The organism is Kaistella polysaccharea (genome assembly GCF_020410745.1).
GTDB lineage: Bacteria > Bacteroidota > Bacteroidia > Flavobacteriales > Weeksellaceae > Kaistella > Kaistella polysaccharea.
In genome coordinates, this window is the sequence record NZ_CP084528.1 from 1,346,568 (window position 1) to 1,360,074 (window position 13,507).

Here is a 13,507-nt window from a genome sequence, read left to right on the forward strand (position 1 = left end):
TTGAATAAAACAACTATATTTGTTTTCAAATTTTAACATATGTCGACAACTTATAGTAAGCAAACCAATTGGGGGCAGTTCGTACCTTTGGTAACCGTGTTTTTCTTTTGGGGTTTCGTTGCAGCGAGTAACGATATTTTAATACCGGTTTTTAAGAAAGCATTTAATCTCACCCAAGGACAAAGTCAGCTGGTTTCAGTTGCTTTTTATGTCGCATATACGGTTGGGTCACTTATCTATATGTTTGTTTCCCGTGCCATCAAGCAAGACGTTGTTAATAAAATTGGGTATAAAAATGGTTTAATTTTAGGATTGCTGATTTCAGCGTCAGGAACTTTACTATTTTATCCAGCGGCAAATATGGGTTCCTTCCCTCTAATGATTTCAGGATTGTTTATTGTGGGCCTCGGCTTCTCATTACAACAAATTGTGGCAAATCCGCTTGCAATAGAAATTGGACCTTCAGAAACAGGTTCCCAACGGCTTACAATGGCAGGTGGAATTAACAATTTCGGTACCACCATCGGACCATTAATTGTATCGTTTGCCATATTCGGTTCTGTAACTGGCGGCAATACTGAAGCAAGTATTGAATCGGTAAAAATTCCATATTTGGTTTTAGGAGTTGCTTTTATTCTGGTAGCAATACTCCTTAAATTCTCCTCTTTGCCGCAAATTACGCCTACAATTATTGAAGATACGGAAGATATTATTCCGGGTGAACATAGAGATTCAGCACTAAAATATCCTCAATTGGTTCTAGGAATGATTGCAATTTTTCTGTATGTAGGCGTAGAAGTTTCTACTGCCAGTAATCTTCCGGCCTATATGGAGAATTCTCTGGGCTTCTCAACCAAGGACATTGCGCCATACGTTTCTCTTTACTGGGCATCTTTAATGATTGGTCGGTGGACCGGCGCAGTAGAAGCATTTGACGTTACTGCGGGAACAAAGAAAATTTTAAGGTTTTTAGCACCTTATCTGGCTTTTGGCGTGTTTCTCTTAGTAAATGCAATTGCTCAGCACGATTTATCTCATTTTTATGTATACGGACTTATTATTTTAGTAATGATTGCAGCGGACATTGCGAGTAAGGGAAATCCTGCTAGAATGTTACTGATATTTTCTACCATGGGAATATTAGCATTAATCATTGGTATGTTGACAACCGGAATGACTTCTGTATACGCGTTCACAAGCGTTGGCTTATTTTGTTCTACACTTTGGCCGTGTATTTTCGCATTGGCGATTAATGGATTAGGAAAACATACGAACCAGGGTTCCGGATTCCTCATCATGATGATTATGGGTGGTGGAATTATTTCATGGCTGCAAGGAACTTTGGCAGACGCAGTAAATATTCATTTTAGTTACATTGTTGGTGTGATCTGTTTTGCTTATCTCGCGTTTTATGCTGTTCAGGTAACCAAAATTTTGAAGAAACAAGGAATTGAATTAGATAGTGTAGAGAAAGCAAATGCTCATTAAAAAGAATATTATATATCAAAGTAAAAGATTTTGGGCAGGTTTATTACTTGCCCAATTTCTTTTGTTTTTTATATTTTCGAAAATTCCCATAATTATTTCACTTTTCGAAAACTTTTTTGAAATTCAAAAAGCTTTTCATCAAAATATTTTTGCAAAAATTCCCTTCTCGGTTGGAGATGTTTTTTATATTTTACTAGGGATTCTTCTTATTTATATATTTATTAAAATTTTAAAGAAGGAAAGCAGAAGAATTTATATTTTAAAGTTTTTAATCGTGTTGAATATTCTCTACTTTGTTTATCAAATGTTTTGGGGAATGCTTTATTTTCAAAAACCACTTTTAGAGAAGTTACCGGAAAAAGAAGTTGGCTTAAGGGAAGTTAAATCTCTTACTTTAAAATATTTAGAAAAATGTAAAATTTCACGCAACTTGGTTACGGAAGATCAAAACGGAGTTTTTCTAATCACCAATTTTCCGGCAGTTGAAAAAAATGTCTTGAACAATCAAACCAAAATTCCAATTTCAATAAATAATAAGTCTGCGACAGAAATAAACTCTTTTAAAAAAAGTCTTTTCAGATCAGCAATCAGTTACAGTGGCATTTTAGGATACTATAATCCATTCACTGCAGAAGCACAATATAACGCCAATTTACCCCATACTTATCTTCCCTTTACCTTAGCTCATGAAAGCGCGCACCAACTTGGTTATGCTCGTGAACAGGAGGCAAACTTTATCGGATTTTTAATAGGTTATCGGTCGGCCAATCAGGATTTAAAATACAGTACCGACTATTTTGTTTTGAAATCACTATTAAATTCATTGATTGAAAAAAATCCCGAGTTTGTACAGAGTATTATCCAAGATTATTCTCCTGGAATGAAACGTGACCGTGAGGCTGAAAAGCTTTTTATAGAAAAACACGCTGGATTACTGGATGTTTTCTTCGGATTTACAAATGATCTTTTTTTGAAAAGTAATCAGCAGGATGGCAGTATTACCTATTCCTATTTCATTGATTTGTTACTCAGATATGAAGAGTCTTAAAATAAAAAGAATCGCAACTTACGAAGCGATTCTAAAAACACAAATGATGAAAAAAAATTTATTGCTCTTTTATCGAGTAATTCTTTAAAAGAGCTTTGTAAATGTAGGACTAAATACTAAAACAGCAAAATATTTAGTGGTAATATTTTAAAATAAATCCCCTTTTATGCGGTTATTATTTCGTTCACTCTCACTCTCCTAAAAAGGATATGAAAGAAGTGTAATGTTAGATTAATAATTTCTGGAGAATAAAGATCGGATTCAAATAGTTTAAAAATAAAAAAACCCAGCTAATTACTGGGTTTTTGTAGCGAAGACGGGAATTGAACCCGTGACCTCAGGGTTATGAATCCTGCGCTCTAACCAACTGAGCTACCTCGCCGTTTTGAGTGGTGCAAATATAAAAATATTTTGTGAGGTAGCAAAAATTTACTTTAACTTTAAATAAGAAATTACATCAACCGCATGATCGGGTTTGGCAATGATTTTATTATTCGCATCCAATATGAAATATGTTGGCGTCGCACGGATGTTATAGGTGTCTGAATAAGTACTGTTCCAGCCTTTCAATTCCGTATCATTGATCCAAGGCAGCATCTTTACTTTATTGTCATAAGCTGTTTTGTCATTGTCTAAGGAAAATGCAATAACTTCTCCCTTTAAACCTTTGATAGCATTATATTTTTCAATAAGAGTTGGCAACTCGGTTTCGCAATGAGAGCAAGTTGAAGACCAGAACACAATTACTTTTTTATCTGCTTTGATATCATGAATTGATTTAGCAGACGTATGGGTAGCATTTTTGAATAAATAATTCGGAAATACCGCACCAATTTCTGTATTCATATTCGTAGCAATGGTCTGGGAGAGCCGGTCATTAATCGTACACTTCAAATTTTTCGCTTCAGTAAGATACTTATCTTTCAATTCCGTCATACTGTAGGTATCGAAAATTTCAATAAGTTCAGACAAAACAGTTTGTCCCCGTGGTGTTTCGGTATTTACTGCAGTGAGCAATTTGTCAACATCAGCGGTAAGGTTAGCGCTTGGGCCAATGTTTAAGTAGGAAACAAGAATCGGTCGTAAAAGAGAAGATGTTTCCAACATATCAGAAGATTTATTGATAAAATCAATTATCTCCTGATGTGTTACAGGTTTTGAATCAGCTTTCTTCTCTAAAAATTTTTTATAATTTGAGTTATAGAAATTGATAAAAGGATACTTTGCAGCATCTGAAGTATTACTTGACAAGCGCTTAATTTCCAGGGAAAGTGCCGCTCCGAAACCATTTTCTGCTTTATAATATTCTTTTATCTGATACAAAGCTGGGAGAATGACTTCTTTCTTCTGCTGAATATCCTGTATTTGATTCATCGTAAAATTATCCTCATCTAAATATTCGACGTCGGTAATTTTATTATTAAGAGTATTAAACTTTAATTTAACATCTTTATTTTCGGAGATGAAATTAATAGAAGCATTATTTTCTGGGAAGTATAGTTTCAGCATTCCGGTATAAGGTTGCTTCACCTGAAGTTGCCAGTTGTTTCCTTTTTTAATTTCTTTCAGCTTGAGAACATCTTTAGATCCATTTAAGGTGTATAGATACACTTCCTTCGGAGTAAAAGATTGTGGAGCCTCAATGCTGATATTAAACTGTGCATTGTAGCTTGTGCACAGTAAAATGCTTAAAAGTAGGGTTATTCTTTTCATGATGTAAATATAAAAAAACTCACCGAGTTACGGTGAGTTCATTATTTTTTTAAAATAAACTAAGCAAGTTTCTTCTGTACTTTCTTGGTGTAATAGGCAATCAACAATACTGCAACTAGACCCAGCACATACACGTACATATCAATCGGGGAGGCAGGAGCACCTGGTCCTACACCACCACCACCACCACCTGGAGGCGCCGGGGGCGACGACTGTGCGCTTAAAAAGGCACTCACCGTAAGGAATGCAAATAACATTGTTTTATTAATAGAGTTCATAATTTGACCTTTTTAAGAATTATCTGATAATTTTTGTACTGAATTTTTCACCACTTTCTGAGACTGCTGTTACTATATAAGCACTTTTTTGTTTGCCCAGTTTTAAGGTAAAGTCACTAGTTGCATTGACATTTTTATCGGCGAGGATTAATTTACCGCTCATATCATAAACCTGAACATCTGCTTTTTTCCAGCTCGGATCAAACCTTACAAAGAAATCAGTAGTACCAGGGTTATAAACAACTCTTGTTCTGCTTGGTTTTACAACGGTATCAGTTCCTAAAGCGGTAGTTGATTTACCATAGTAAAGACTGTACTTGTCACCAGATACTGGAACAACTGTATTTTGAGAAGCTTCTTTAATTTCTCCGTTTGCTGCTTTATAGTAGAATCCAATTCCAGTTGACAAGGTATGTTGTCCTTTATCAATTAATTCGGCATTTTCTCTAATTTCAAACTTAAGGGATTTGATTTCGGTATTGTACATCATCATCGGAACTGCTTTACCAAAGAAATCTTTTTCATTCGCTTCATTGATGTAGAGCCAATAAGCGCTTTTAAAATTATCATCAATTCCGCCTTTTACAGCCTCTTCTTCGTAAGTCCCAATAATGTCCGTACTACTAAGTGTAGCTTGGGTCGTGGGTTTTGAAGAGTGTCCTGTAGTACCATCTGGATAGACGACATAGTAAGTTCTTGCCATTTCTTCTCCTTTCGAGTTCAATGCAATAACGCCTAACTGCTTAACTGTACCTCTTTGGTCCACCATTTTAGCCGCTGTTGGTTCATACGGCTGACCATTTGTGCGGGAAGCCGGAGCAAATCTTCGTAAACCATCAAAATTTAAGGTCCGATCACCTCCAACTTCTGGATCATTTCCTCGCAACTTAATAGCAATTGCCTGCATTGGCTGAATTACAATGCTAACGTCACCAACGGGTATCGGATCATAGAGGTCATTTGTGTAACTTAGTATTGAAGCATTTTGCGACCATGTTGCCCCTTGTGCATTGGAAACCACTCCACCAGGCCCAAATCTAATTCCTTGAATAGATTTAATATTATTACCATCTGTAATTGTGGTCGCTTCAACCCTTCCGATAAATCTCATATCTAAATTGGTGAAGTAAGGATTTCCATACTGATAAATATTCTTACCGTATGTTGGAACAGTATATGGTGAAGCACCACCCGCTGCAAGTCCAAAATCCCAAGCATCCTGAAGATAAGTGTTAAATGGTTCACTGTAAGAATTTCGTGCGCTACCATCAGGTCCAAAATTAACGCCTGCGCCAGCATTAACCATTGTTTCAGATATGCCGTTCGCAAATGGCACACCTCTTAAGGTATATACATCGCCTATAGCTGGCAAAGCAGAATTAAAATCTTTCGAACCTAACATATAGTAGGTTGTACTCTTTAAAGTAGAATTGCTAGTACTGAAATTATCCGCCTCAACATTAGCATTATCCCAAATAAGAATTTCATTTTGAGATCTTCGTACATTGGTAAATGTTTTCCCCAATTCTGAATTTAGGGACGACATTGGTTTGTTGTAAAATGGAAGTGCTATTTGCTGGTACGTTCCGTGTTTTAAAGTTTTATACTCTCTATCAACGATCGCAGTAATATTTGTCTGCGGAATACCATCAATATATAATTGACCATAACTTGTTGCATCAACGGCTAGAGGATCATTAATACGAATAATAATGTTTTTTCCGTCCGTTTTATCACCGGTGCCAGCGGCATTAAATGTTTTAACAACGTCGGCTGCATCGCCAACTACCATTAAATTTCCGTGCAAATCGATGATGCCATTTCCTTTGGTCTGAATACCGCCGCCGTTATAGACTAAAGCGTATTCGCCAACGTAGAAGGTGCCGCCATTATCAACATGTGTCAGCGCCTGCGCGCTCATTGATAAAGTTAACGACAAAAATCCTACAGTTAATAGATTTTTTTTCATTATAGTAGTGTTTTGTGTTTTAGATAGGATACTTGAGCTACAAATATACTATTTTTTTAAATCTTACCAATAATAATCGCAGGAAAAACTTTAAAAAGTAATATTTTCCTTGGTTACGGTGACTTTTTTCTCTGCAGCAATGTTAAACATGTAGTCTTCCAGCACTTTTTCTGTAGTTCCACGAAGTCCTCTGGCTCCCAAACCTTTCTCATTCGTTTCCTCAACAATCAGCTCCAAAGCTTCGTCTGTAAAGTTAAGTTCTACCCCATCCATCTTAAAAAGTTCCACGAATTGATTAATAATTGAATTCTTGGGCTCTTTCATGATTCGCAGCATGGTTTCCTTGGTTAATTTCTCCAGATACGTAATTATAGGAAACCTACCCAACAGTTCCGGAATTAATCCAAACTTTCGAAGATCAATGGCATTGATCTGTTTTAAGATATAATCATCTTCCTCAACTTTGTTTAATTTATCTGCACTGAAACCAATTGCTTGCTTGTTGAGGCGGCGTTCTATAATTTCTTTAATTCCGTCAAAAGCTCCACCCGCAATAAAAAGTATATTTTGTGTATTTACCTGAATATATTTTTGATCCGGATGTTTCCTACCACCTTGCGGCGGTACATTTACAATACTGCCTTCCAAAAGTTTAAGTAATCCTTGCTGAACACCCTCGCCGGAAACATCTCGTGTGATGCTCGGATTATCAGATTTACGGGCTATTTTATCAATTTCATCAATAAATACAATGCCGCGTTCCGCCTTCTGCACATCGTAATCTGCAACCATTAGAAGTCTGGATAAAATACTTTCCACATCTTCGCCAACATAACCGGCTTCTGTAAGAATCGTTGCATCAACAATACAAAATGGAACATTAAGCTCTTTGGCAATCGTTTTTGCCAGTAAGGTTTTCCCTGTTCCAGTCTCACCAATCATGATGATGTTGGATTTCTCAATCTCCACTTCGCGATTTTCATCTTGCGCGTGGAGTAATCTTTTATAATGATTATAAACAGCAATAGAAAGCTGTTTTTTTGCCTGATCCTGACCAATTACATATTGATCAAGAAATCCTTTTATTTCAATTGGCTTTTTTAACTCTTCAATGGTGTCAGCAGAAGAAACTCCGTTTTTCGAAGACGTTTCTTTTACAATTCCGTGTGCCTGTTCAATACACTCTTCGCAGATAAATCCATCATTGCCGGAAATTAACATTTGAACTTCATTTCGTTTTTTACCGCAAAAAGAACATTGGTTTGAATTCATATAATATTATTAATAATAATTTTAAAGGTTGGTGGTTTCGTCGGCATTAATGATCCGTTGCTGAATTTCTGTATATTCTTCATCTGAGAATTTCAACCGTACGTTTTTGAAGTTCATATCTTCCATTTTTGTAATGGGAATGAGGTGAATGTGCGCATGTGGAACTTCTAATCCAACAACTGCAACTGCAATTCTTTTTGTAGGATAGGCAACTTCCATTTTCTTTGCCACGTTCTGTGCAAACGCCCAAAGATTTTTATACGCTTCAGATTCTAAATCGAAAATGAAATCAACTTCCTCTTTCGGTATAACCAAACAGTGACCATTAACCAAAGGCATCGCATCTAAAAAAGCCAGATGAGATGAATCTTCGGCAACGATATAGGCCGGTATTTCTCCCGCTACAATTTTTGTGAATATTGATGCCATAGTACTTATTTTAAATTAAAAACCCACGCCGAAGCGAGGGTACAAATTTACAAAATCTGAAATAATTGCTCAGTTAAGGAAATGGTAAATTTCTGAGGTGATTTATCAAATCGAAATCAGCCAGATATCTCCTCTACTTTAAAGAGAAATTTCTAAAATATCAAAAGATAGTTTGTTGCCGTTTGGCAAAATAATTTCTGCAGTTTCACCCACAACTTTGCCCAATAAACCTTTAGCAATTGGTGTGTTTATAGAAATTCGTCCCGTTTTAATATCGCTTTCATTATCGGGAACCAGCGTAAATTTCTGTTCCGCTTTCGTAGCGTGATTTTTTAAACGTACGGTTGTAAGGATAGAAACCTTCGACGTATCGAGTTGACTTTCATCAATTACTTTAGAATTAATGACGATATCCTTTAGTTTAGAAATTTTCATTTCCAGCATTCCCTGTGCTTCTTTTGCCGCGTCGTATTCCGCATTTTCAGAAAGATCACCTTTATCCCGGGCTTCTGCAATTTGCTGCGTAATTTTTGGTCGTTCTATTGTTTCCAGTCGCTCCAACTCCGTCTTCATTTTATCTAAACCTTCTTTGGTGACGTAACTTGCCATAGCTTCTAATATTTAACGTTAGTATAAAAAAATAATCCGACATTTGTCGGACAATGTTTTTTGTTGATTTGTTTCACAAAGATATAAATTTATTTTATATGAAAAGAAATTTTTCATCTCTACTTCTTACAATTATTCTCATTTTCAGTCTTTTAAACATGCATTCCTGCACGGATCGTCAAGAAACGGTGCGTTGCTTTCCCGAGACGCCTATCAATGTGGTTCTCAATTTAAATCTGCCCGCTTATTTTAATCTGCAAACCGTTGGTGACTGGATTTATGTGAACGAGCAACAGTCAGGAACAAGAGGGTTGATCGTAGTTCGTACCACAACTGGGTATAAAGTCTATGACCGTAATGCACCGCATATTTGCCCAGATGGCAATACAACATTAAGTGTACAGGATAACATCAAAATCACCTGTCCGAAAGACGGCGCCGAATGGATTTTATTAACGGGTGAACCAACAAAAGTCGCAACGGTACCGCCCAAAACCTATCCTTATAGTTATGATCGGAATTCAAATATTTTATCGGTTTATTACTAAGATTTTTATATTATCAATATGAAAGCAGTTATTCAGAGAGTTTCCGAGTCGAGCGTTAAAGTAGAAGGAAAAGTGGTGGGCGAAATCATAAACGGACTCAATTTATTGATTGGTATTGATGAAGGAGATTCTACCGGCGATGCAGACTGGTTAACACAGAAGATTTTAAACTTGCGAATTTTTGGCGATGACGAAGGTAAACTCAATAAATCAGTTTTAGACATTACGGGAGAAATTTTATGCATCAGTCAATTTACTTTGATCGCTGATTACAAAAAAGGAAACCGGCCTTCTTTTATTAAAGCGGCAAAACCGGATCAGGCAATTCCCTTATTTGAATATTTTAAAGATGAACTCCGGAAATCGGGTTTAAAAATAGAAAGTGGTATTTTCGGTGCCGATATGAAGGTGTCCTTAATTAATGACGGCCCAGTCACCATTGTGATGGATTCCAAAACAAAAATCTAAAATATCTACTTTTATTTTAAAAGCTAATGAAATATATTATAATTCTATTATGGTTTTTGATGTTCAATTCCTGCGCGAAACCTGAAGCTGTAAAAGAATCTGCAGTTTCCGTTGAAAATAAAAGAATTGAATCTCTTAATGTAATCCGAACGAAAATTAATGACAGTATTGCTTTAAAAAACAGTCAAAATCGTTTAGGAAATCTTAGTGGTAATCATAAACTTAGTTTTTCAACAGATGGAATATCTACTTTTTATGGAACCATTACTTTCAAAAATACAGAACGTGATTTGTATGCGGTAAATGGCAAAGCAACCTCCGGAAAAAATTTTATCAGTATTAAAGGAGTTATTAAGAGAGTTTCGGCAAAACATTTAAATTTTGAGGGAGAAATTAAACAAAGCATTCATGGAAATTCCTTTAGCCGAACTAAAAAAACAACCTTTCTAGATGAAGGTAAAGGGAAATTTTGGCGACTACAAAATAAAGTAAATGGTGTAGGATTTGTTGACTATATCGATATTTATTTCTAAAAATTAATCACAATGTTGAATTACGAAATTTCAGGAAGTGGAAAAGAACAATTGGTTTTGTTGCACGGTTTTATGGAAAATCTGACCATTTGGGATGAAATGGAAGCTTCCTTATCAAATAAATTTTCCCTTATCAAAATTGATTTGCCAGGACATGGAAAATCGAAAGTTTACTCAGAAATCCACACGATGGAATTTATGGCGGAAAAAGTAAAAGAAATTACAGACTTTTTAAATTTAGAAAACTTCCATTTATTAGGTCACTCCATGGGCGGTTATGTGTCGCTCGCATTCGCAGAAAAATTCCCCGAAGTATTAAAAAGTATCACTTTATTTTTCTCCAGTTATTTAGCGGACGATGCGGAGAAAAAAGAACAAAGAGAAAAAAGTTTGCGCATTATTAAAGATGCTTTTCCAACGTATGTAAGTGCTGGGATTCCTAATTTATTTAATCCAAACGAAAAAGATTTTCTGGAAGGCAAAATAGAAAATGCAAAGAAAATCGCTTTATCCACGGAAAATGCTGGCGTTATCGCGGCAGTAAAAGGAATGATTGAACGTACAGACAAAACATCAGTCATTGAAAAGTTCGAAGAGAAAATACTCGTCATCGGAGGAAAACACGACAATGCTGTAAAAACTGAAATTTTAATTAAAAACTTACCAGACAAAACCAATATCAAATCTTATTTGCTAGATAGCGGGCACAATGGACATTGGGAAAAGCCAGAAATTTGTGCAGCAATAATCAATACGGAGCTTTTGCATCATCTACCCAAGCATTTTGTATTGTAATACTTTATAGTTACAAAAAAAGGTTGCCTTCAGTGACAACCTTTCTTTTTATATTTACAAACCATCAGAATTCTTCATCCTCAATTTTTTCTTTAAAATCTTCGATGGTTTCCTCGATGGTTTTCATATACTTTCCACCGGCTGCGTTGATGTGACCACCACCATTAAAATATTTTCGGGAAAACTGATTCACATCCACATCGTCTTTGGAGCGGAAAGAAATTTTTATAAAATCTTCATATAAATCCTCCATGAAAAATGCGGAAACCTTCGTCCCCATAATACTTAAACCATAATTCACAAATCCCTCCGTATCGCCTTTCTGGAAACCAAACTCCTTCAATTCATCACGTTTTAAATAAAGAATAGCAACCTTGCCGTCTTTAACAACCTCGATACGACCCAGAATTAAGGCCAGTAAGTGAAGTCTGGAAACAGTATTCGTATCCCAAGTATTTGAGGTGATCATTGCGGGATCGGCGCCTTTCTCAATTAAATTAGCGACGATCCGGTGCGTGGTCGCACTGGTTGACCGAAAACGGAAACCTCCGGTATCAGTCATTATTCCGGTGTAAAGACATTCAGCAATATCTTGATCGACCAAGTGTTCTTCACCAAGTCCTTGTATAAAATGGTAAACCATTTGACAGGTTGCAGGCACAGAAACATCAGAATAAACAAAATTAAAATCATCTGGCTGCTGATGATGATCAATTAATATTTTTGTCGCACGGGCCTTCTCTAACCATGGTCCTACTAAATTTCCGCTTCTGTGGGACGCATTAAAATCAAGAATAAAAATAACATCAGCGTTATAAATTGCTTCACCTGCGATTTTTCTCTTATAGTCTGCGATGATTATTTGCTTCGCACCAGGCATCCATTTGAGGAATTTCGGAAAATCGTTGGGCACAATAACGTCAGCTTCTAAACCTTTATTTTTAAGAAAATGCTTCAATCCCAAACTAGACCCAATCGCATCACCATCTGGATTATAATGGGTAATGATGACAATTTTATTTTCGGGAGTAAGTAAATTCTTGATTTCGGCAAGTTCTGTAGATGTAAACATTCTGATGATATTTTTAGAAGAGCAAAGATAAGGTTTGTTTTTATTTTTCGTCTTTCGAATTTTTCAAGTCCACTTTAATAATGACAAAATACATGTGAGAAGGTGGTTCAACTCTTAAAATATATTATTTAGGGATTGCTGAACTAACTTAAAAAACTTAATATTAAATTTGCAGAAAGTAAAAAGTTTTCTATCTTTGCAATCTGAAAATAAGATATAGTTTTTACTTAAAAATATAAGCAATGCCAAAAAGAACATTCCAGCCATCTGAAAGAAAGAAAAGAAACAAACACGGATTCCGTGAAAGAATGTCTACCCCAAACGGTAGAAGAATATTGGCTGCTAGAAGAGCGAAAGGCAGAAAGAGTTTAACTGTAAGTGCACAGCGCGCTAAGAGATAATCTCAGGAATTATCATATAAGATTATGCTTGAAAAGTTATTTTTCAGGCATTTTTTGTTAGTTAAAATTTGCTAAATTGTAGCACGAAAAGAAAGTTTTATTTACTTTTGGATGGCTATTGCAGCACGCCCATTTTCATAAACTTCAATCAAACTTAATATGCCACATTCTTATCAGGAAGGCCAAGATGTTATTCGGCTGAAAAATGCCAAAATCGCACAGAAAAATTTTACCGTTCTCAACGATGTAAATCTCAATATTAAAAAAGGCAGATTCTGCTACCTCATCGGAAAAACCGGCTCTGGTAAAAGTTCTCTTTTAAAAACCCTTTACGGCCATATTCCACTTACAGGTGGACAAGGTAATATTGCGGGTTTTGATTTGGAAAAACTCAGAATGTCTGATATTCCCAATTTACGTCGGAAACTTGGAATTGTTTTCCAGGATTTTCAACTGTTACCAGACAGAACTGTAGAAAAAAACCTACGTTTCGTCTTGGAAGCTACAGGTTGGGAGGAAAAGAAGAAGATGGATGACCGCATCAACGAAGTTCTTGCAAGCGTAGGAATGAAGTCTAAAAAGCACAAAATGCCACATGAACTTTCTGGTGGTGAACAACAGCGTATTGCGATCGCTCGAGCGCTTTTAAATCACCCAGAATTGATATTGGCCGATGAACCGACCGGAAACCTGGATCCCGAAACTTCGAACGAGATTATGACTTTGCTGAAACAGGTAGCATTCGAAAACGGATCTGCTGTGGTTATGGCGACTCATGATTATCATATGATTCAAAATTTCCCCGGAGAAGCGATCCGATGTGAAGACGGAAAAGTGACGGTCTTGAATACCGCGGAACTTTTCGAATAATCCACAAATCATTG

15 protein-coding genes and 1 tRNA gene are annotated in these 13,507 nt (G+C 36.1%); 8 read left to right on the forward strand and 8 right to left on the reverse strand.

Going from position 1 to position 13,507, the window contains the following annotated elements:
• The first annotated feature begins 39 nt into the window (after positions 1 to 39).
• Both LC814_RS06150 and LC814_RS06155 read left to right on the forward strand, forming a co-directional pair.
• Complete coding sequence (locus tag LC814_RS06150) at positions 40 to 1,488, forward strand: MFS transporter (protein WP_226063074.1); 1,449 nt, start codon at positions 40 to 42, stop codon at positions 1,486 to 1,488.
• A gap of 61 nt (positions 1,489 to 1,549) precedes the next feature.
• Positions 1,550 to 2,536, forward strand: coding sequence for a DUF3810 domain-containing protein (locus LC814_RS06155; protein ID WP_226065776.1), 987 nt, complete (start codon positions 1,550 to 1,552; stop codon positions 2,534 to 2,536).
• A gap of 308 nt (positions 2,537 to 2,844) precedes the next feature.
• On the opposite strand, the gene LC814_RS06160 is transcribed toward LC814_RS06155, so the two are convergent.
• The 7 genes from LC814_RS06160 to greA all read right to left on the reverse strand — a co-directional run bounded on the left by LC814_RS06160 (position 2,845) and on the right by greA (position 8,806).
• Positions 2,845 to 2,918 (reverse strand) — tRNA-Met (locus tag LC814_RS06160).
• Positions 2,919 to 2,965: 47 nt separating this feature from the next.
• Positions 2,966 to 4,249: a TlpA family protein disulfide reductase gene (locus LC814_RS06165; RefSeq protein WP_226063075.1), complete on the reverse strand. Its 1,284-nt coding sequence runs from the start codon at positions 4,247 to 4,249 to the stop codon at positions 2,966 to 2,968.
• A gap of 59 nt (positions 4,250 to 4,308) precedes the next feature.
• Positions 4,309 to 4,527 (reverse strand): Fjoh_0651 family PID-CTERM protein, encoded by a 219-nt coding sequence (locus LC814_RS06170; RefSeq protein WP_226063076.1) that lies wholly within the window; start codon positions 4,525 to 4,527, stop codon positions 4,309 to 4,311.
• Between the two features lie 19 nt (positions 4,528 to 4,546).
• Positions 4,547 to 6,496 (reverse strand): DUF8694 domain-containing protein, encoded by a 1,950-nt coding sequence (locus LC814_RS06175; protein ID WP_226063077.1) that lies wholly within the window; start codon positions 6,494 to 6,496, stop codon positions 4,547 to 4,549.
• A 90-nt stretch (positions 6,497 to 6,586) separates the two neighbouring features.
• Complete coding sequence (gene clpX, locus LC814_RS06180) at positions 6,587 to 7,768, reverse strand: ATP-dependent Clp protease ATP-binding subunit ClpX (RefSeq protein WP_226063078.1); 1,182 nt, start codon at positions 7,766 to 7,768, stop codon at positions 6,587 to 6,589.
• A gap of 21 nt (positions 7,769 to 7,789) precedes the next feature.
• On the reverse strand, positions 7,790 to 8,197 hold the full coding sequence (locus LC814_RS06185) for an HIT family protein (protein ID WP_226063079.1): 408 nt from the start codon (positions 8,195 to 8,197) through the stop codon (positions 7,790 to 7,792).
• Between the two features lie 138 nt (positions 8,198 to 8,335).
• Positions 8,336 to 8,806 carry a transcription elongation factor GreA gene (greA, locus tag LC814_RS06190; protein WP_226063080.1) on the reverse strand — a complete coding sequence of 157 codons (471 nt, stop codon included), beginning with the start codon at positions 8,804 to 8,806 and terminating at the stop codon, positions 8,336 to 8,338.
• Between the two features lie 98 nt (positions 8,807 to 8,904).
• Here greA and LC814_RS06195 point away from each other — a divergent pair, with 98 nt between their 5' ends.
• The 4 genes from LC814_RS06195 to LC814_RS06210 are packed head-to-tail and all read left to right on the forward strand — an operon-like array spanning position 8,905 to position 11,150.
• A complete protein-coding gene (locus tag LC814_RS06195) occupies positions 8,905 to 9,354 on the forward strand; it encodes a Rieske (2Fe-2S) protein (RefSeq protein ID WP_226063081.1) in 450 nt (149 codons plus the stop codon).
• Between the two features lie 18 nt (positions 9,355 to 9,372).
• The gene (gene dtd, locus LC814_RS06200; protein ID WP_226063082.1) at positions 9,373 to 9,822 is read left to right on the forward strand and encodes a D-aminoacyl-tRNA deacylase; all 450 of its coding nucleotides are present in this window, start codon (positions 9,373 to 9,375) and stop codon (positions 9,820 to 9,822) included.
• 26 nt (positions 9,823 to 9,848) lie between these two features.
• Positions 9,849 to 10,355, forward strand: a complete 507-nt coding sequence (locus LC814_RS06205) for a hypothetical protein (RefSeq protein ID WP_226063083.1) — start codon at positions 9,849 to 9,851, stop codon at positions 10,353 to 10,355.
• 12 nt (positions 10,356 to 10,367) lie between these two features.
• Complete coding sequence (locus tag LC814_RS06210; RefSeq protein ID WP_226063084.1) at positions 10,368 to 11,150, forward strand: alpha/beta fold hydrolase; 783 nt, start codon at positions 10,368 to 10,370, stop codon at positions 11,148 to 11,150.
• A gap of 64 nt (positions 11,151 to 11,214) precedes the next feature.
• Here LC814_RS06210 and LC814_RS06215 read toward each other — a convergent pair whose 3' ends face one another.
• The gene (locus LC814_RS06215; RefSeq protein WP_226063085.1) at positions 11,215 to 12,222 is read right to left on the reverse strand and encodes a DHH family phosphoesterase; all 1,008 of its coding nucleotides are present in this window, start codon (positions 12,220 to 12,222) and stop codon (positions 11,215 to 11,217) included.
• A 242-nt stretch (positions 12,223 to 12,464) separates the two neighbouring features.
• Here LC814_RS06215 and rpmH point away from each other — a divergent pair, with 242 nt between their 5' ends.
• The gene (rpmH, locus tag LC814_RS06220; protein WP_226063086.1) at positions 12,465 to 12,623 is read left to right on the forward strand and encodes a 50S ribosomal protein L34; all 159 of its coding nucleotides are present in this window, start codon (positions 12,465 to 12,467) and stop codon (positions 12,621 to 12,623) included.
• Positions 12,624 to 12,782: 159 nt separating this feature from the next.
• Entirely contained in the window at positions 12,783 to 13,493 is a 711-nt protein-coding gene (locus LC814_RS06225) for a cell division ATP-binding protein FtsE (protein ID WP_226063087.1), read from the forward strand.
• The last annotated feature ends 14 nt before the right edge of the window (positions 13,494 to 13,507 follow it).